22 protein-coding genes are annotated in these 17836 nt (G+C 41.1%); 4 read left to right on the top strand and 18 right to left on the bottom strand.

The window, feature by feature from the left end:
* Positions 1–5: 5 nt before the first annotated feature.
* The 3 genes from RH061_RS09295 to RH061_RS09285 are packed head-to-tail and all read right to left on the bottom strand — an operon-like array spanning position 6 to position 1842.
* Positions 6–473, bottom strand: a complete 468-nt coding sequence (locus RH061_RS09295; protein ID WP_311075588.1) for an S-ribosylhomocysteine lyase — start codon at positions 471–473, stop codon at positions 6–8.
* The gene (mtnN, locus tag RH061_RS09290; protein ID WP_311075587.1) at positions 473–1171 is read right to left on the bottom strand and encodes a 5'-methylthioadenosine/S-adenosylhomocysteine nucleosidase; all 699 of its coding nucleotides are present in this window, start codon (positions 1169–1171) and stop codon (positions 473–475) included. The genes RH061_RS09295 and mtnN overlap by 1 nt, the downstream gene beginning before the upstream one ends.
* Before the next feature lie 23 nt (positions 1172–1194).
* Positions 1195–1842, bottom strand: coding sequence for a class I SAM-dependent DNA methyltransferase (locus RH061_RS09285; protein WP_311075586.1), 648 nt, complete (start codon positions 1840–1842; stop codon positions 1195–1197).
* A 192-nt stretch (positions 1843–2034) separates the two neighbouring features.
* Here RH061_RS09285 and RH061_RS09280 point away from each other — a divergent pair, with 192 nt between their 5' ends.
* Complete coding sequence (locus RH061_RS09280) at positions 2035–2388, top strand: response regulator transcription factor (RefSeq protein WP_311075585.1); 354 nt, start codon at positions 2035–2037, stop codon at positions 2386–2388.
* 437 nt (positions 2389–2825) lie between these two features.
* Here RH061_RS09280 and RH061_RS09275 read toward each other — a convergent pair whose 3' ends face one another.
* From RH061_RS09275 to RH061_RS09260, 4 genes are all read right to left on the bottom strand, one after another.
* Complete coding sequence (locus RH061_RS09275; RefSeq protein WP_311075584.1) at positions 2826–3467, bottom strand: Type 1 glutamine amidotransferase-like domain-containing protein; 642 nt, start codon at positions 3465–3467, stop codon at positions 2826–2828.
* A 119-nt stretch (positions 3468–3586) separates the two neighbouring features.
* Positions 3587–4882, bottom strand: coding sequence for an MFS transporter (locus tag RH061_RS09270; RefSeq protein ID WP_311075583.1), 1296 nt, complete (start codon positions 4880–4882; stop codon positions 3587–3589).
* 88 nt (positions 4883–4970) lie between these two features.
* On the bottom strand, positions 4971–5354 hold the full coding sequence (locus RH061_RS09265; RefSeq protein ID WP_311075582.1) for a DUF2750 domain-containing protein: 384 nt from the start codon (positions 5352–5354) through the stop codon (positions 4971–4973).
* A 2-nt stretch (positions 5355–5356) separates the two neighbouring features.
* On the bottom strand, positions 5357–5812 hold the full coding sequence (locus RH061_RS09260) for a GNAT family N-acetyltransferase (protein ID WP_311075581.1): 456 nt from the start codon (positions 5810–5812) through the stop codon (positions 5357–5359).
* 139 nt (positions 5813–5951) lie between these two features.
* Between RH061_RS09260 and RH061_RS09255 the strand changes: the two genes are divergently transcribed.
* Positions 5952–6113: a hypothetical protein gene (locus tag RH061_RS09255; RefSeq protein ID WP_311075580.1), complete on the top strand. Its 162-nt coding sequence runs from the start codon at positions 5952–5954 to the stop codon at positions 6111–6113.
* Between the two features lie 487 nt (positions 6114–6600).
* Here the strand turns inward: RH061_RS09255 and RH061_RS09250 are convergent, their stop codons facing one another.
* Complete coding sequence (locus RH061_RS09250; RefSeq protein WP_167832979.1) at positions 6601–6816, bottom strand: YneF family protein; 216 nt, start codon at positions 6814–6816, stop codon at positions 6601–6603.
* 160 nt (positions 6817–6976) lie between these two features.
* Entirely contained in the window at positions 6977–7417 is a 441-nt protein-coding gene (gene sirA / locus RH061_RS09245) for a sporulation inhibitor of replication protein SirA (protein ID WP_311075578.1), read from the bottom strand.
* A gap of 251 nt (positions 7418–7668) precedes the next feature.
* Here sirA and RH061_RS09240 point away from each other — a divergent pair, with 251 nt between their 5' ends.
* On the top strand, positions 7669–8304 hold the full coding sequence (locus RH061_RS09240) for an FMN-dependent NADH-azoreductase (RefSeq protein ID WP_311075577.1): 636 nt from the start codon (positions 7669–7671) through the stop codon (positions 8302–8304).
* A 38-nt stretch (positions 8305–8342) separates the two neighbouring features.
* Here the strand turns inward: RH061_RS09240 and RH061_RS09235 are convergent, their stop codons facing one another.
* From RH061_RS09235 to yneA, 8 genes are all read right to left on the bottom strand, one after another.
* A complete protein-coding gene (locus RH061_RS09235) occupies positions 8343–8492 on the bottom strand; it encodes a hypothetical protein (protein WP_311075576.1) in 150 nt (49 codons plus the stop codon).
* Positions 8493–8645: 153 nt separating this feature from the next.
* Entirely contained in the window at positions 8646–9341 is a 696-nt protein-coding gene (locus RH061_RS09230; protein WP_311075574.1) for a lysozyme family protein, read from the bottom strand.
* A 104-nt stretch (positions 9342–9445) separates the two neighbouring features.
* Entirely contained in the window at positions 9446–10192 is a 747-nt protein-coding gene (locus RH061_RS09225; RefSeq protein WP_311075572.1) for an SDR family NAD(P)-dependent oxidoreductase, read from the bottom strand.
* A gap of 113 nt (positions 10193–10305) precedes the next feature.
* The gene (locus RH061_RS09220; protein WP_311075571.1) at positions 10306–10731 is read right to left on the bottom strand and encodes a VOC family protein; all 426 of its coding nucleotides are present in this window, start codon (positions 10729–10731) and stop codon (positions 10306–10308) included.
* Between the two features lie 193 nt (positions 10732–10924).
* Complete coding sequence (gene tkt / locus RH061_RS09215; protein ID WP_311075569.1) at positions 10925–12934, bottom strand: transketolase; 2010 nt, start codon at positions 12932–12934, stop codon at positions 10925–10927.
* 357 nt (positions 12935–13291) lie between these two features.
* Positions 13292–13525: a DUF896 domain-containing protein gene (locus tag RH061_RS09210; protein ID WP_167832968.1), complete on the bottom strand. Its 234-nt coding sequence runs from the start codon at positions 13523–13525 to the stop codon at positions 13292–13294.
* 76 nt (positions 13526–13601) lie between these two features.
* Positions 13602–14246: a YneB family resolvase-like protein gene (locus RH061_RS09205; protein WP_311075566.1), complete on the bottom strand. Its 645-nt coding sequence runs from the start codon at positions 14244–14246 to the stop codon at positions 13602–13604.
* Between the two features lie 24 nt (positions 14247–14270).
* Positions 14271–14585: a cell division suppressor protein YneA gene (yneA, locus tag RH061_RS09200; RefSeq protein WP_311075565.1), complete on the bottom strand. Its 315-nt coding sequence runs from the start codon at positions 14583–14585 to the stop codon at positions 14271–14273.
* A gap of 153 nt (positions 14586–14738) precedes the next feature.
* Here yneA and lexA point away from each other — a divergent pair, with 153 nt between their 5' ends.
* Complete coding sequence (gene lexA / locus RH061_RS09195; RefSeq protein ID WP_167832965.1) at positions 14739–15362, top strand: transcriptional repressor LexA; 624 nt, start codon at positions 14739–14741, stop codon at positions 15360–15362.
* A 415-nt stretch (positions 15363–15777) separates the two neighbouring features.
* Here lexA and RH061_RS09190 read toward each other — a convergent pair whose 3' ends face one another.
* Positions 15778–17706 carry an ATP-dependent DNA helicase gene (locus tag RH061_RS09190; protein ID WP_311075563.1) on the bottom strand — a complete coding sequence of 643 codons (1929 nt, stop codon included), beginning with the start codon at positions 17704–17706 and terminating at the stop codon, positions 15778–15780.
* Positions 17707–17836: the final 130 nt, after the last annotated feature.

Raw genomic sequence — 17836 nt, 5'->3', positions numbered from 1 at the left:
TCTCCTTATTCAGCAAATACCTGGCGCCATTCATCTTTCTTTTCCAGCATTTTTGCTGCAATTTCTTTTGCTCCCTCAAGGCTGTGGCTTGCTGCCCATCCGCACTGGATTTCATTGCAGGCAGGAACCTCATCCGCTTCAAGCACATCTTTAAGAGTTTCTTCTAATACTTCTAAAATATTGTCGTAGTCATCATGGTTGATCACTGACAAATAAAAACCAGTCTGGCAGCCCATTGGACTAATATCAACGACACTTCCATGGTGATTGCGAATGTTTTCTGCCATTAAATGTTCTAGTGAGTGAAGGCCAGGCATCTCCATATGCTCCTTGTTCGGCTGGCAGAAGCGAATATCATATTTGTGGATGACATCGCCATTGGCACCCTGTGTTGTTCCTGCCAAACGGATATATGGTGCAACCACCTTCGTGTGATCTAAATTAAAACTTTCAACATTCATTTTCTTTACCATTACTTCTTCAACTCCTCTAACATTAGTAAAATCAGTTCTGCGGAATTTTTCGCTGCTGTTTCCAAGAATTGGTCAAATGAAATATTCGACTCTTTGCCGGCAATATCGGAGAGCGACCTGATAATGACAAATGGTTTTTCAAATTGATATGCTACCTGCGCGATTGCTGCTGCCTCCATTTCGGCAGCATACAAATCGGGCAGTTTTGTCCTGATGAATTCAACCCTCTCTGGATCATTCATAAAGGAATCGCCAGATGCGATCAATCCATTAACAACCTGGATACCATCAATTTGTTCTGCGCTCTTTACTGCTGCAGCTACAAGCTTATCATCCGGAGCAAAATATGCTGGCATCCTCGGGACCTGGCCATATTCATACCCAAAAATCGTAACATCAACGTCATGGTGTCTCACTTCAGTAGAAATGACCACATCCCCTACATTGAGATCCTTGTGGAAGCCGCCTGCAGATCCAGTATTGATAATGACATTCGGCTCGAATTTCTCAATCAACAATGCCGTTCCCAATGCCGCGTTCACTTTTCCGATGCCAGATTTCAAAAGCACAACTTCTAAACTATCAATCTTCCCTTGATAAAATTCGCTTCCTGCTAGAATCGTATCTTCCCGATCCTCTAGCTTGCTGCGCAGTAAATCAACCTCTTCATCCATTGCTCCGATTATTCCAACTCTCATTGCTGCAACTCTCCAATACCATGTTAAATTTTACTTACTCTAACAGCTTCCATCAGCCAAACATAAGAGTTCATTTTTTCAAAAGAAACCTGAAATCCGTTTTTCTCGAAAAGCCTCTCCAAAATTTCGAGCGTTGTATAGTACTCTCTTTTTAGATCAGCAAACAGATTTTCATATCCCTGCTCTTTTACGATTCGATGCTGTTCTTCCCGGTGTTCTTCATTTACAAAAGCAGTATCAGCAAACACAATTTTCCCTTGGTCACCCAAGAGTGTGCTGTACAACTTGAGGGCTGTATCCTTTTCTTCATCTGTTAAATGATGGAATGCATACGTGCTTACGATCGAATCTACTTTTCCACGAAGCTCCGGGAAGTTTAGGAAATCCCCATCGTATAAATGCAAATCCTTGAAACGTTCTTTTGTTTTTTCTCTCATCACTTTGGAAGGCTCTACTCCATATACAACTCTTCCTAATGAAATCAGCTTTTCGGTCAGATTCCCTGTACCTACTCCAAACTCCAAAACTGTATTGTTAGACTTTATGGCAACTGTTTCTAATATTTTATCATAATTTTCAAATACCTCTCTGTATTCAATATCAAGCCCAGACACTGTGTTCTCGTAAAATTCTGCCCAATCATCAAATAAGGGGATAAATTCCCGACCCATTTTCATTCACTCCGATTTAATTATTATAATTCCTATAAGTATAGTATGAATTAAATCATTATAGGTCACATATTATCACGTTCATTTTTCAAAATCAATTTTTTTATGTGGATTAATTTCCCACGCCATTGAAGAAAACAACTCATCAATAGTGTATACTTACAATTAACAAAGACATTTCAGGGGGAAAACATGGGAAAGAGAGTGCTAGTTGCTGAGGACGAACAAAGAATTAGCCAATTATTAAAAATGTACTTAGAAAGAGAATCGTTTGTGGTTGAAGTTGCAGACAACGGAGAAGCAGCTTTGGAGATCGCGATGAAGGAACCCTTTGACGTCATCATTCTGGACATATTAATGCCTGGAATGAATGGTTTTTCAGTGTTGGAGGAAATCAGGAAGACAAAGGACACACCAGTCATCATGCTTTCTGCTAAAGGAGAAGCCAATGACCTTAAACGAGGAGAAGAATTAGGAGCCAGCGAATACATTTTAAAACCGTTCAGCCCAAAAGATGTTGTTTCGAAAATTAAAGGACTAATCTAGTTTAGACCTCTATCGGACACTTTTTGCGGCTTATGCCTTCTGTTTATCCGATAGAGCTCTTCTATCGGACACTTTTTCCGGCTTATGCCTTCTGTTTGTCCGATAGAGCTCTTCTATCGGACACTTTTTGCGGCTTATGCCTTCTGTTTGTCCGATAGAGCCTTTCTATCGGACATTTTTTACGGCTTATACCTTCTGTTTGTCCGATAGAGCCTTTCTATCGGACATTTTTTACGGCTTATACCTTTTGTTTGTCCGATAGAGCTCTTCTATCGGACATTTTTTACGGCTTATACCTTCTGTTTGTCCTATAGAGCTCTTCTATCGGACATTTTTACTGTCTGATGACCTTTGTTTGTCCGATATACCCCCTCTATCGGTCCCTTTTTTCGGCTTACACCTGATGTTTGTCCAATAGAGCATTGTATATCATCCATTTATAGCCATGCACCTTTTCGGATTTCTTTTATATCACCGTAAAACTCGACCTTGCCTCCATCAATGATAATTCCATCACCATCATTACATGTAAAAATGCTCTCTTCCTGGTAAAGCGAATAGTTGGACAGTGCGTCTTGCTGACCTTTCTCTCTATTCCAATGTGGCATGAATTCAAAATTCACCATTCCTAACCCAGTTAAGTCCGATAGCTGGACTTCATTTTGATCATGGAATTCGGCAATCTTGATACTCTTGGACATAATTATACTTCCGGCACTGACTCCGATTAAGAGCTTCCCTTTTTCCACCATTTCCGTAATAAACGAAACGATTTTCTTTTCCTGCAAGTTTTTCAAAAATAGATACGTATTCCCCCCTGACAGAAAAATGCCGTCACAGTTTTTAAACTCTTCAATCTGAGACCAATCAAACTCTTGGTCAACATCAAAATAAAAGAATTCCGTAATACCCAATTCTTTAAACTCTGGCTTGGCTTTTTCAAAATACCATCTCTCTTTATCCGTTTGCGATGGGATATAAGCCAATTTAAAAGACTTCTGGCTTGTTAATTCATTGATTTTTTTCTTTAAATCGCTATGAAGATATCTTAAATCACTCAAAATCACTAATTTACTCATCAAGACCAACTCTTTCTGCAAATTTTCAACAAAACAAGTTCGGCAAAGGCGATGTAAAAACCTGCAAATTGCCCAAAGAAAAGAGCCTGAAATAATCCAGACCCTTAGCATCATTACATTTATTTTTTATTTGACCATATTACAAATGGTATCAATACTAATGCCAGCACTCCTCCTGCAAGCGACAGAAAGGCAAAGCTTGAATTCGCAACAACCATGCCGGAAAGCATTCCGCCGGATGCCCCTGACAACGCGACTAACACATCAACAGTCCCTTGCATTTTTGCACGGTTCGTCGGATTTGTCGCATCGACAAGAAGAGCAGTTCCGCTGATTAGTCCGAAGTTCCAGCCGAGCCCGAGAAGAATGAGAGCAAGGGTGATCCAGAACATTGATTCACCAGGAGCGACAGCAGCCATAATGCCGGATAACAGCAGTGTGACACCTGAAGCTACCGCCATTGTCGCACGCCCGATTTTATCAACAAGAACACCAGTCAATAAAGACGGCAGATACATTGCACCGATGTGGAATCCAATGACCATACCAACGGCGCTTAAACCATGTCCATGACTGCCCATATGGACTGGAGTCATCGTCATGATCGCTACCATCACCATTTGAGTGAGCACCATAATAAGCGCTGCAACTCCTATTCCACGCTTATCTGTAACGAGGGTTTCTTCTACATAATCAGGCGAACTGGTTTTAGCATTTCGCTCAGCTACTGCAATCGCCCTGGCAACCACAAAAGGATCTGGCCGAAGGAAGACCAATAATACCAAGCCTGCTACAATATAGGCGGCAGCTGCGAGAATGAATGGCCCTGACAGTGCCGGAACTCCTACAGATAGCGCAAATCGCCCCATTGCCTCTACAAGGTTAGGGCCTGCTACAGCACCGAACGTAGTCGAAACCATTGCAATACTGACTGCAGTCGCTCGCTGTTTTGAACTGGCCAGGTCCGTCCCTGCATAGCGTGCCTGTAAATTTGTCGCACTTCCCGCACCATAAACCAATAGTGACGCAAAAAGCAAAAAGATATTATTTGTCACTGCGGCTATGATGACACCAATCGCACCGATTCCACCAGTTAAGAATCCAGAGGCAAGACCAGCTCGCCTGCCATATCGTTGTGACAGGCGTCCGACAATGAGTGCTGCCCCGGCAGAACCTAATGTGAAAAGCGCAGTCGGCAGACCGGCCACTGTGTCAGTGCCAAGCATATCCTTCGCCAATAAGGCCCCGACCGTTATCCCGGCGGCAAGGCCTGCTCCACCGAAAATCTGTGATAAAACCACGATTAATAATGTTCTTTTATATAAGGCTTTTTGTTTTTCTGGTGATTCTACATAAGGCTGCAGCCACCCCTGTTTACTTTCAACCGCAGCTGCCTCATCAGTTTGACGTGTCATATCCAAAACTCACTTTCTGAAATCAAGATGCTCAAATTATACCACATTGGGTATGTTTAATATATTGTTTATATCCATCTTTTTTTAATTAGTACTTCTCCAGCTCCTCTTCAATATCTTCACGCAGCGTATCCACATCCATTACAGCAGAGTCTGTGTCGGTTGGGAAAATGGATGGCTTAACTCCATCAGACTTCATCCCTGGAAGCCACTTTTCAAGGAAATACTCCAATTCAATTTTCTTAGGCCTGCAGCCTTCCCATTCATATTTAGCAAAGGCTTCTGCGAACTGCTCATTAGGGTACAAAGGAATCAGAACATTGCCTTTGTCATCTTGAGCAGATGCCCAACCTTCATTATAAAGCCCCCATATTTCTTCATAATCTACTACCTTTTTGATGAAGTATTCATACCTGATATTTGCTGGCTGCCGTATGACTACTTCAAATTCATGTTGATTCAATGACAGCACTCCTATCTGTGTCCGTCTTTACGTGCTTGGATAAACCCATAATACGCGCAGGTTCCATTTTGAGAAGGATCCTTTACCTCAAAACCGCATTTCTCATAAAAGCTGAAATTATTAGCAGATGTATGGGCAAACCAGTCTCCATGTGGGAGTTTTTGTACGCAAAGCTGTACAAGCTTCTGGCCAATCCCTTTTCCCTGGTAATCTGATAAAACTGCCAGGTCCAAAATGTTCGCAGCCATAATTCTGTCCGAGATGACCCTTACCATCCCGACCATTTCGTTTTGATCCCAGACTGTAAAAGCCCAGGTTGAATTATTGAACATCAGTGAGTACTTTTCTTTTTGCCATACGGGAGTTTTCCGCGCCCACCCTGCGTCTTCAAAAAGTTTCTCCACTTTTTCTGCCGGTACCCCTTCTGTGCCTTCGCGAATGACCAGCCGGTTGAAATATTGATACATTTGAATAATCCCCTTTTTAAAATATCTTTGGTTTCTTATTCTGTATTTGCTAATAGATGTCCTGCCATAGATTAACAAATGGCTAGCGGATTAATTCGGTCTGTGATAACAAAGTCTAAATACAGGAGGTGAGCTTACTATGGTAAGAATCCATAATCCGGTTAAAGGTGATAAAAACAAAGTTGGTGCCGACGGCCAGCTTCATGGAGGCGTAATGGAAACCGCTGACGAATTTTTCGATTCCATCTTCCAGCAAGGTACAAAAGATCAGTCCTCTGATAAAGCGCCCAAGCAAAAATAACGCCCTTTTCCAGCGTTATTTTTTCGATTCGATTTATTGGTTTCTGATAAAATTCTTTTCTCTCCCTCAATACGCTGTAAAATTTCTATTAAAGCCTTCTTCTTAGTCATTTTGATTTTAACCCATAAGTCAAAATGTCTATAGATGTCTGTTTATTAGACATTTTAATCTCACCCATATTTCAAACTGTCTAGTAAAGCCCGTTTATTAGACATTTTAATCTTAGCCATTCTTTAAAATGTCTATTAAAACCTATTTCTTAGACATTTTGAACTCTGCTGCTCTTTAAAATGTCTATTAAAGCCTATTTCTTAGACATTTTGCATTCATCCACACTTCAAAGTGTCCATTAAAGTCCGTTTCTTAGACATTTTGACCCCATCCCCAGCTCAAAATGTCTATTACTTCCTTCTTCAATATCCTGTTCTCCCTAAAACTTTACCCAAAATAAGAAAAGCACTCACATAAAATGAGTGCTTGTCCGTTGTTATTTTCCTGTCTGCTTGTTCATTGCTGACATCATTTGATTGATCTTCTTCTGGGATGGTTTCATTCCCATTTGCATCATCATCATTTTAAGCATTTGTTCGTTGATTGGCGGATTTTTCTTCAAGTAGCTCTCCATGTATTTACGAGCAATGAAAAATCCTAGCGCTACACCGACAATTAGTGCCAGTATACCAACTAGAATATACGTCCACATAAAAACTTCCTCCTTCATGTTGTCTAACATACAGTGTACTAAACCAACAGTTATTATACAATATCTGCAGGTTTTTTTCTCTATTAAAACAATTCAATTTCAAAACTTTTTGTATTAATCCGCCTTTAGTTAAAATCATCAATAGTAATATCTGCATTAACTAGACATATTTCCGTTCTTTTATCGGCTTAAGCCAGCCATATTTATTTGATTCAAGGTCGATGGCCAGGAAGGATGATTCACATTTTCGAAGGATCTCAAAAAAGACAGTTTCTGCGTCTACTTGTCCATGGGATTCCAACTCCAGCCATCTTTCATGCACTTTAAGTGTGGCAGAGCTATTATTTGATTTGTTTTCATAAATATATATGCCATTCTCAACATGGAATCCCTTTGCCTTGGAAAGCTGTTGATGAAGGAGCTGATGGATACGAAGTACAGGAATGGCTTTCGTAACGAATTTGACTTGCTTGGCGATGATTGATTTAAGATCATGGTTTGCTTGGCTATATTCCAAAAACAATTGATAAAACATCCGTTCTCTTCCGAAATAATGGGAGGCAAATTCATCTTCTATTAGATATAGCTGGTAGGATCTCACCTGATCCCCTCCTCTGCAGACAAGCTTTTGTCTTTATTATAGGAAAACGTTTGGTCTGCGTTTGTCTAAAGATGCCGAGAAAATCCACTAATTATGTCGAATTCAAAACTTTCTTACTTTTTATTATAAAATTCCAAATTTCAATTGTCACGAAATTAGAGGTTTGTTAAAAATTTTGCCATATAAGGAATACCAGTCGGTAATGGGGGGAATATATCAATGTTGATAAGAAAAAGAAAGGATGACTATGCATGGCTACAGTACTTTACATTACAGCGAATCCAAAACCGGTTGAGGAATCTTTCAGTTTATCGGTGGGCGAGGAGTTCATTAAAGCTTACCGTGAAAAAAATCCAGACGATGAGGTAATTAGACTGGATCTATATAAAATGGATGTTCCATTTATCGATACAGATGTCTTTAGCGGCTGGGGCAAATTACAGCAAGGTTCCGCTTTTGACCAGCTTAGCGACGATGAAAAACATAAAGTGAGCGCAATCAATAAACTGACGGATCAGTTTGTTGCCGGAGATAAATATATCTTTGTCACGCCATTCTGGAACTTCAGCTTCCCGCCAAAAATGAAAGCCTATATTGATAACATTGCGATTGCAGGAAAAACATTCAAGTATACGGCAGAAGGTCCGGTTGGTTTGCTTGGAGGCAAGAAGGCTCTTCATATTCAAGCCCGTGGCGGCATTTACTCAGAAGGTCCTGCGAAGGATTTGGAATTCGGTGATCGCTACCTGCGTGCGGTTTTGGCGTTCATGGGTATTACCGATGCTGAAACATTGGCAATCGAAGGAATGGCAGCTATGCCTGATAAAGCTCAGGAAATTAAGCAACAAGCCATCCAGCGTGCGAACGAACTTGCAAAACAATTTTAACACAGCAAAAAAGCCTGTTATTCAGGCTTTTTTACTGCTTATTTCACACCGTCCAATGGAATATCCATTCGGTGGTCGAAGCTGAAAACAGCACCTTCCGAAATTTCCTTTTCATCCATGTTTCCTGGCTGAACTCCCTGTTTTACAGCTGCACCGTCCAGTGGAATTTCCTTACCATATTCAAACATTTGTACACACCTCCTAATTATTAGTATTGGGTATTTATTACTAATATATTTACCGTGCTCATTCTTTTTTCCTGCCTGCGGAAGAATTTTTAAAAATAAAAAAACATCCTAAGACACGGATGTTCAAATTAATTATTTGCTATATTTTTCAACTTAAAAGGAGCGCTTTGAATTTTCCTCCCCAAAATTATCTGGAATACTGACTGTAATGGATTCCATATGTTTTGCTACCTTGGTGCTATAGGTGAAATCACCATAGCAATAGGGATAGCGGAAATTATTTTTATCGCCGCCGCAATCATAGGTTTGCGGATTTTTTTCAACTTGGATCATGGAGAACTTTTTTGCCAGCTCCTCGCTATGTTTTCCCCCATTTTTTGCGATAAAATCAATATAGCCGATTCCCATGTTGTATGACTGGATGATTGTTGGAAAATCCACTTGCATTTTATTGCCGTGATTCACAACACGCTGATAGTACTTTACACCTTGCTGGATGCTTTGCTGGGGATCCTGGATACTGTTAGGAGCTAACCCCAAAGATTCAGAAGCTTGCATAGGGTCGCCGCCCTTCCCCCTGCTTTCCTGCATCATCAATGCAGCCACCGTGACGGTGTGACCTTCAAGTCCAACCTTTTTCAATTCACCCTCTATGATTGGCGTATATTTGGCTACCTCTCCTATCGAACTATTCACACTAACATTCATTTTTTTTAGACTTTCATTATATAATTCCAGGAATCTATCAAGCAGAAAAAAACCAATGAAACTGATAAACAGTAAGATGGCCAGATTGAAATTTCTCTGGACTTGCTTTTTCTTTTTGGGTTTCTTTTTTGTGTATTTCATTCATGATTTCTCTCCCAAATTTCGTTCTCTTCCCTCCTATAATATAAAAAATAACGAAAATTTAAAAGGGAGCTGCAATCAATATGCCCGCTCCCTCATTTAGTTTAATCTTCATAGATCATCTTACGTGTCATTCCTCCATCAATTACAAGATCCTGTCCATTAATAAAATCGTTCTCCGGGTCAGCTAAATAGAGGCATGCTTTGGCTATATCCTCTGGCTTCCCGACTCGGTTGGACCAGTGCTGAAGATGGTCTTTTTCACGTAATCCATCATAATCTTCTGTCTGGATCCAGCCTGGACTTATAGAGTTGACTGTGATTCCCTTCTCTTGAAGCGAAGCGGCAAGTGCATGTGTCAAGGCAACAATTCCTCCTTTAGAGGAAGCATAAGCCTCGGAATTAGGTTCAGACATGGTTGCCCTTGTTGATGCTATATTGATGATCCTTCCACCTTCATCCATTCTTCTGGCAGCCTCACGGGATCCAATGAATGCACTTCTGAGATTGGTAAAAACAACATCTTCCCATTCCTTAGTTGTGAGCTCAAATAATGGCTTGAATCTAGACACCCCGGCATTATTGACCAATATATCAATCCGACCAAAGTCATTGATGACACCTTCCACCAGGGAGAGAAGGTCGTCTTCTTTCCTGACATCTGTTTGGTAAAAGGCAGCTTGTCCACCTAACTTTTCTAAGGTAGTAATTAGTTCTTTCCCCTTTACCTCATCTATATCCGCTATGCACACATTACCATACTCTTTTGCAAAAGCTTCCGCAATTCCTTTTCCAATCCCATTCGATCCACCGGTTATGATGACCGTCTTTCCTTCAAATTTGCCTGACATGGTACAGACCTCCCATTAGACCAAAGTAATATTATCATTGATTCCACATCTAATATGATTTCAATCCTTGTAATTAAAATAAGCCAGACTGCCTTAACAGTCCAGCTTAGGAATTATTTCTTCTCTTCAGTTGATACTTGCCACTCGACCCCAAACTTATCAGTCACCTGGCCGTAAGCCGGGCTCCAGAATGTTTCCTGAAGTGGCATTGTTACTTTTCCGTCTACCTGGAGCTTTTCGAAAATTCCTTTTGCTTCAGAAGCGTTATCCACCAAGAGTGCAATCGTCACCTGAGATCCAAGCTGAAATGGGTGTCCTGGAAATGTATCAGATAGCATCAGTTTCGCATTTCCAATGTTCATCTGAGCGTTCAATACTCGGTTCTTTGCTTCTTCGGGAAGTGGATATTCAGGATTTGGAGGCATATCACCAAATGTTTGGAGACTAACTACTTCGGCTCCTAAAGCCTCCTGATAAAACTTCACTGCTTCCTGACCATTTCCATTTGTGACTAGATAAGGGACAATTCCTGTAATCATCTAAGCACCTCTTTCATAAAATTAGGAACACCAGTTCGTAACTATTTTAACATTATCCGTTATTGGGTGCAATTTTATACATGGATAAAAAAGCGGATACTCCTCTTTTTTAATACAACATGAATACCCATTATTTTTTGCCAAACAAAATAGAGCACGAAACCATCAATGGTTCCGTGCTCTTTACAATTATTTAGTTTTGCTCTAGCAATGCTTTTACGCGTGCAACTACATTGTTCACGGAGAATCCGTACTCTTCCATGATCTTTTCTCCTGGAGCTGATGCACCGAATGTATCGATTGCAAGAACTTCCCCTTCGTCACCAACGTAACGATGCCATCCTAGTGAAGATCCCATCTCAATTCCAAGACGCTTCTTGACAGACTTAGGAATGACGCTTTCTTTATATTCCTTGGACTGTTGTTCGAAGCGGTCCCATGAAGGCATACTTACAACAGCTACATCAATACCCTCAGAAGCCAAAGCTTCCTGTGCCTTAACGGCTAGGCCAACTTCCGACCCTGCAGCAAGAAGCAATGCATCAGCATTGTCTTTTCCAGCTGGAGAAATGACGTAAGCACCTTTAGATACGCCTTCATATGCGTTCTTATCAGTATCTTTAATCGTCGGTAAGTTTTGGCGTGTCAACACAAGTGCCGTAGGCGTCTTTGTAGATTCAATAGAAAGCTTCCAAGCAGCGGCTGTCTCGTTGCCATCTGCAGGACGAATCACTGACAAGTTCGGCATTGCACGCAGTCCCGCTAGCTGCTCAACTGGTTCGTGAGTAGGTCCATCTTCTCCTACTGCAATACTGTCATGAGTGAAGACGTATGTTACAGGCAAGCCCATTAATGCTGCAAGTCTGATTGCCGGCTTTAAGTAGTCAGAGAACACAAAGAATGTTCCGCCAAAAATCTTAAGTCCACCGTGTAAAGCTATACCGTTCATTGCAGCACCCATGGCGAACTCACGAACACCAAACCAGATGTTACGGCCTTCGAATGAACCTGGGAAGAAGTCGCCTGTTCCCTTGATCATTGTTTTGTTTGATCCAGCAAGGTCAGCGGACCCGCCGATTAAGTAAGGAAGATTTTTCGCAATACCGTTAAGTGCTTCACCAGAAGATGCACGGCTCGCGAGGCTCTTGCCTTCTTCATATACTGGAATGTCTTTATCCCATCCTTCTACTAACTCACCCTTCATTGATTTTTCAAGCTGGGCTCCTAGTTCAGGATATTCGCTCTTATATTTTGCAAAAAGTTCGTTCCATGCCTGTTCTGTCTGTTCACCTTTTTCAGCGATTTGCTGTTTGAAGTGCTCATAAACTTCGCTTGGTACATGGAAGTCCTCTTCAAAAGTCCACTTATAGGCTTCCTTCGTAAGCTTCAGTTCATCAGCACCCAGTGGAGCTCCATGAACATCTGACTTACCTGAAAGGTTAGGTGAACCGTATCCGATGATCGTTTTCACTTCGATCATTGTTGGACGATCTGCATCCGTTTTTGCTTCCTCGATCGCTTTAGCGATTTCCTCAAGGTTGTTACCATCTTCAACTCGGATATACTGCCAGCCATATGACTTGAAACGGCCTTCAACACTTTCGGAGAATGATTTATCAAGGTCGCCATCAAGAGAAATATCGTTTGAATCATAAAGAACGATCATTTTGCCTAATTTTAGGTGGGCTGCAAGAGATGCCGCTTCAGCAGAAACACCTTCCATTAGATCGCCGTCACCGCAAATGGTGTATGTATAGTGATCAACAAGATTATAGTTATCCTTGTTGTAGACAGCAGCAAGATGGCGCTCCGCCATAGCCATGCCGACTGCCATAGCAATTCCCTGGCCAAGTGGTCCAGTTGTTGCGTCTACACCGGCAGTGTGTCCGAACTCAGGATGACCTGGAGTCTTGCTTCCCCACTGACGGAACTGTTTAATATCGTCCATCGTTAAGTCATAACCTGCAAGGTGCAGCAAGCTGTATAGCAGCATTGAACCATGACCAGCAGATAGAACGAAACGATCTCGGTTGAACCATTCAGGATTCTTAGGATTGATGTTCATATAACGAGTCCACAGTGTGTAAGCCATCGGTGCTGCCCCCATCGGCATACCTGGGTGGCCGGAGTTAGCTTTTTCAATTGCATCAATTGATAATGTTCGAATGGAATCAATTGAAAGCATATCAATTTCTTTAAACATTATATACATCCTTTCTATAGGTACTAGCTACATCCTTAATATTATAGCGAGAGAAATTATTATACAACAAATTGTGCCTGAAAGAGACAGAAAAGGCCGTATTGTTATTTATTTTGACACAAACTCACTGATGATATGTAAATGCACGACTCTGCAGGTGAAAAAAATATAGATGCTAAGACGTGCTTTTACAGTTCGAAGACAGAGTAATGTCTATCCACTTTAGTCTAATTTCCACTAAATCAGGAGATGAAACAAGCAGATTACACCCTATCTACAATTCCTTCTTTAGTATTAAGAAATATGCTAAAAATAAAAAGGGAATACATTCTGTATGTATTCCAAATTCGCATATATTTAATGAAGCTTGTTCTTCGCTTTTTCGTCTTTGAGTTTTTCAGGCGTAACATCATTTCCTTCTGGGTCCACAATGGTAACACCTTTAAGTGTATTAAGCATAGAAGAGCGGAAAGACTGTAGATATTCTGCTCTAAGCTTTGTCTGTTCCTTTGCTTCTTCTTCTGTCAATTTAGATGATTTTGCTTTCCTTGCCAGTTCGTTGATTCTAGCAATTTTATCACTTGATAGCATTGTAAAGCTCCTTTGTAAAAAATTACGTCAAATGTCATCTTACTAAAATTGTTGGGATTTTACAAGAATTGAGCTTTTATTCTTCTGCTTCTACGTGCTCAAGATATCTTCGGTTTACAGTTGCTTTTGATACATTATATCCAAATCCCCTAAGAGTAGCAGCGATTTCTGCAAAGGTTAGCCCATTATTGCGCAGCCTGACTATTTCCTCAATCGGCATCTCTTTTCGTTCCCGTCCGGAATGATCACCCTGGTTTTTCAAATTGCGCTGGGGTTTGTATCCGTGCTCAATCGCTCGTTTCATTCCCCGCTTAATTTTAATATTATGGATTTTCCTTTGATACTCTTCAACCATACTGACAATTTGGAGCACCATGGAATCTGATTCAGAAAGCTGCAACTCTCCACTGTGGGAGACACTATATAATTTCACATTTTCTTTGAGGATACAATGAAGGATCGCAACTTTAGCATTTCCTCTTCCAAGTCTCGTTTCATCCTGGATCAGCAGTGCCCCTATCTTTTTGTCCTTTATCAATTCCAGCAGTTCAAGTATTCCTTCTCTTTCGAGGTCATAACCGCTGGCCTGTTCTTTTATAATACTGGCCACTTCAAAGCCATAACTGCCTGCCAGGCGAAGCAACTCTTCTTCCTGCCTGGCAAGGGAAGATTCCTGTGTTTCTTTTGTTGTACTTACACGGCAATAAATGATTGCTTTCATATTGTCACCTTATTCTATTCCAATCTACTTTTCCGCTCCGGCAATCTGAGTAGGTTCGATCTGTTCAGCCACAACTGGAATCACCAGCTCGTCACCAGGAATGACCATTTCTCCGACAATTCCATTTTTCTTTTCTACCCAGCTTACAAATTCATTTTCAGATAAATTGTGTTCGCTGGCAAATGATTCAGCAATCTTCCATAGCGATTGTCCTTCTTCTATAGTAACAGTTATGTATGCCTCTTCATTATTTAATTGAGCTTTTGCCACCATTGTGAAGATTAAGCTAACAGCAAGCAAGATCATTGCATATGAATAGTTTTCCCATAATTTTTTCATTTCGGCACCCCTTAACGAATATATGTTCGGTTTGTTGAGTTTATTATAAAGCGAACATTTGTTTTGTGTCAACTCAGAAATTCGAACTTATGTTTGTATCTATGAAAAAGACATGGTATAATTAGGACAAGAAAATATACGAGGTGCGTGAATATGACAAAGTTATCTAAGCGGCAACAAGATATATTTGAATTCATAAAAGGCGAAGTAAAGAAAAAAGGGTATCCGCCATCCGTCCGCGAAATAGGTGAAGCAGTTGGACTTGCTTCCAGCTCCACTGTACATGGACACCTTGCCAGGCTTGAGAGCAAAGGCTTGATTCGACGCGATCCTACTAAGCCGCGTGCAATAGAAATTCTCGAGATAGAAGATGATGCCCGTATTCCGAAGTATAATGTCGTTAATGTACCTGTTGTTGGTAAAGTAACAGCGGGTATGCCGATTACCGCCATTGAAAATGTTGAAGAGTACTTCCCTCTCCCTGATCGCCTTGTTCCACATGATGAGCAGGTTTTCATGCTCGAAATCATGGGTGACAGTATGATCGAAGCGGGAATCCTTGACGGGGACTATGTGATTGTCAAGCAGCAAAAGACTGCTAATAATGGTGATATTGTTGTAGCGATGACTGAGGACGATGAGGCAACAGTAAAGCGCTTCTTTAAGGAAAAGGATTATTTCAGGCTGCAGCCGGAAAACCCAACGATGGATCCAATTATCCTTCGTAATGTATCCATTCTTGGTAAAGTTATCGGTGTCTACCGCCATATGCATTAAAAAAGCAAGCGTCTTCGCTTGCTTTTTTTATTTTCTATGAAACTGCTAAGCAGCATATTTATGAGACTAGCACATTTATGAAAGGAATAGGTAGAAACCCTAACAACTTGTCCGTCTCCACATAAGATATTGTGTAAGTATCTTCATGATGGAAAGGAGTTGAGTTTCTAATGGGATACAATCGTAATAACAATGATGTCGCTGGCGTATTTTACCCTAACCGTGACAGAGACAGAGTCAGAGCCACAATCGATTTTGATGATCTCTGCCGTGCCGTGCGCCGTTGTATTATCGATGATTTAGTAGCTGGCGCTCAGGATGATCGGGATGACGATCGTGACCGCCGCCACAGAAAGTGTGGTTGCAGATTTTAACTAAAAAAAATCCCGAAAGGTTTCGGCCTTTCGGGATTTTTCTATTTCCAATGTATGGGTTGAACAGGCAGCACATCTTTTAATTTTTCAAAGTGTGCAGCTTTTTGATTTTGAGTTAGCCAAATATGCACGGTACCGCTGTCTTGATTGGTTCTGATCAACCGCCCCATCCCTTGTCTTAGGCGAAGGAGCATATACGGAATATCTACCTCTTGCGCCGGATTTTGTGCATGTTTTCTTTTCGCCTGGAAGACTGGGTCATGAGGCGGGAATGGCAAGGAAGCAATGATAACTTGAATCAATGACTCTCCTGGAACGTCCAATCCTTCCCATAGACTGTAGGAACATAAAACCGTCTCAATGTCAGTCTGGAATTCTTTGACTGTTTCACTGATTTCACGGTCACCCTCAAACAAGATAGTGAAGCTCCATTCTTGGTTTTCAGACCATGCCCGGAATCGCTCCATTTCCTCCATAGACGAGAACAGAACAAGCGAGCTGCCCTTCTTACTAATAAGGTCATCCCCTATCTTGCACCACTTCTTCACTTCATCATCCTCGATGTGTGCGACCAGTTCCATTTGCTCTTCATAATCAAATGGGGACGCTACAGTAAAGGAAGTATATTTTTCAATCCCCAGGCTTTTCGCTATATAGCTGAAATCTCCAGCCTGTGACAAGGTAGCAGAAGAAAATACAAATGGGATGTTCTGTGAAAATACTTCTTTTTTCAATATATCCTCAACCAGCCGAGGCATGATGACTAGCGAAGTTTGCACTTCATTTTCTTCAAGCCAGAAAATCCCTTCATCATTCTTCAAGAAAATTGAAATACCATATGCGAAAAACTCGAGATACTCCTCCATGATTTTTAAATGGTACTCGTCAATCAGGAACATTTCCGCATCAAAAACTAGTTGGTCCATTAAATCGCTAACCTTTTTCTCAAGTGTTTCCGCAGTTTTCCTGATACTTGACAGCATTGGTACTTCTTTTCGATTAGAGCCTTCGACAGAAGATGAATTTTCAACTAAGAGGTCAAACCATGTATCATGGAGTTCTAAAATATCCTCGATTAAATAAAGAGACTCCTCTCGGACGTCCTGGTGCATATACCCCGTCAGGACAGTGGTCAAGGTTTGTGAGTTGAACCGGTATGTTAGTCCCTTTTGCGCTGCGAATTCAAGCAAATGGCCCTCATCAAAAATCACCGTACTAGCATCTGGAAGCAATGGCATCTGCCCTTCCCGTTTACGTGAATCTTTCGTCCATACATGCTCCATGTAAAAGTCATGGGAGCAAATAATCAAATCGCCTGCATGACGATAGTAATCACGATTCAATGTTTGGCCGCAACGGTGGCGCCAGCTGCATGTTGAGCATTGCTGGAGCGGGTCCCAGGCCATTGATGACCATTTTTCATTCGTGACCCATGGGTATTCCTTTCGATCTCCATAGCGAGTGAAGGAATTCATAGAAATTCCTTCATCAAAGATGAAATCTGGCAGCCGGTCATGGACATCAAGGATTTCTATATCGTTCGATGTATTTGAAAGGTCATCTAGCTTCTTTACACAAACATACTGCTCTCTTGCTTTTGCCAGGCGGACATCGACCTTCAAGTCTAAGGCCTTTTCGAGTTTCTCGATATCACCGCCCTCTTTTACGAGTTGCTCGATCAGTGTCTCATCCGAGCAGGAGACAATCGCAGGCTTTCCCATGTATCTTGCGTATAAAATGGCATAAATAAGATAGACGAAGGTTTTACCGGTACCGACGCCTGCTTCTGCGAAAACAATCCCTTTATTCTTAAAGGCCTGCTCCACCTGGAAAGCCATATAAATCTGTTCATCGCGCAGCTCATAGCCCTTTTCAGGCAATATATCATAAAAGACATCACCAATATAATCCCCTAATAACTCGAAGAACGTATCATTCTTGGTAATGGTAAATGGAAGGTTATTTTTCATTCAGGTTCTCCTCATAAATGTAATTCCCGGCAAAAAGCCAGCTTTTATCATAACAGAAAACGTGTGTTTTAGTGAAAGAAAATGAAATATAAAATATAGGCAAAAATACTAATTCCATTATTAGGCATTT

The sequence above is a fragment of the Mesobacillus jeotgali genome (assembly GCF_031759225.1).
GTDB classification, from domain to species: domain Bacteria; phylum Bacillota; class Bacilli; order Bacillales; family Cytobacillaceae; genus Mesobacillus; species Mesobacillus jeotgali_B.
This window is presented reverse-complemented; position numbering and strand designations above follow the sequence as displayed.

What these genes read in the sequence shown, in the direction of transcription:
- mtnN (WP_311075587.1), bottom strand. Translation starts at nt 1,171, where the DNA reads ATGAGAGTTGGAATAATCGGAGCAATGGATGAAGAGGTTGATTTACTG.
- RH061_RS09275 (WP_311075584.1), bottom strand. Translation starts at nt 3,467, where the DNA reads ATGAGTAAATTAGTGATTTTGAGTGATTTAAGATATCTTCATAGCGAT.
- RH061_RS09260 (WP_311075581.1), bottom strand. Translation starts at nt 5,812, where the DNA reads ATGTATCAATATTTCAACCGGCTGGTCATTCGCGAAGGCACAGAAGGG.
- RH061_RS09295 (WP_311075588.1), bottom strand. Translation starts at nt 473, where the DNA reads ATGGTAAAGAAAATGAATGTTGAAAGTTTTAATTTAGATCACACGAAG.
- RH061_RS09255 (WP_311075580.1), top strand. Translation starts at nt 5,952, where the DNA reads ATGGTAAGAATCCATAATCCGGTTAAAGGTGATAAAAACAAAGTTGGT.
- RH061_RS09250 (WP_167832979.1), bottom strand. Translation starts at nt 6,816, where the DNA reads ATGTGGACGTATATTCTAGTTGGTATACTGGCACTAATTGTCGGTGTA.
- RH061_RS09205 (WP_311075566.1), bottom strand. Translation starts at nt 14,246, where the DNA reads ATGAAAGCAATCATTTATTGCCGTGTAAGTACAACAAAAGAAACACAG.
- lexA (WP_167832965.1), top strand. Translation starts at nt 14,739, where the DNA reads ATGACAAAGTTATCTAAGCGGCAACAAGATATATTTGAATTCATAAAA.
- RH061_RS09280 (WP_311075585.1), top strand. Translation starts at nt 2,035, where the DNA reads ATGGGAAAGAGAGTGCTAGTTGCTGAGGACGAACAAAGAATTAGCCAA.
- RH061_RS09225 (WP_311075572.1), bottom strand. Translation starts at nt 10,192, where the DNA reads ATGTCAGGCAAATTTGAAGGAAAGACGGTCATCATAACCGGTGGATCG.
- yneA (WP_311075565.1), bottom strand. Translation starts at nt 14,585, where the DNA reads ATGAAAAAATTATGGGAAAACTATTCATATGCAATGATCTTGCTTGCT.
- RH061_RS09190 (WP_311075563.1), bottom strand. Translation starts at nt 17,706, where the DNA reads ATGAAAAATAACCTTCCATTTACCATTACCAAGAATGATACGTTCTTC.
- RH061_RS09270 (WP_311075583.1), bottom strand. Translation starts at nt 4,882, where the DNA reads ATGACACGTCAAACTGATGAGGCAGCTGCGGTTGAAAGTAAACAGGGG.
- RH061_RS09220 (WP_311075571.1), bottom strand. Translation starts at nt 10,731, where the DNA reads ATGATTACAGGAATTGTCCCTTATCTAGTCACAAATGGAAATGGTCAG.
- RH061_RS09235 (WP_311075576.1), bottom strand. Translation starts at nt 8,492, where the DNA reads ATGTTTGAATATGGTAAGGAAATTCCACTGGACGGTGCAGCTGTAAAA.
- RH061_RS09210 (WP_167832968.1), bottom strand. Translation starts at nt 13,525, where the DNA reads ATGCTATCAAGTGATAAAATTGCTAGAATCAACGAACTGGCAAGGAAA.
- RH061_RS09230 (WP_311075574.1), bottom strand. Translation starts at nt 9,341, where the DNA reads ATGAAATACACAAAAAAGAAACCCAAAAAGAAAAAGCAAGTCCAGAGA.
- RH061_RS09285 (WP_311075586.1), bottom strand. Translation starts at nt 1,842, where the DNA reads ATGGGTCGGGAATTTATCCCCTTATTTGATGATTGGGCAGAATTTTAC.
- tkt (WP_311075569.1), bottom strand. Translation starts at nt 12,934, where the DNA reads ATGTTTAAAGAAATTGATATGCTTTCAATTGATTCCATTCGAACATTA.
- RH061_RS09240 (WP_311075577.1), top strand. Translation starts at nt 7,669, where the DNA reads ATGGCTACAGTACTTTACATTACAGCGAATCCAAAACCGGTTGAGGAA.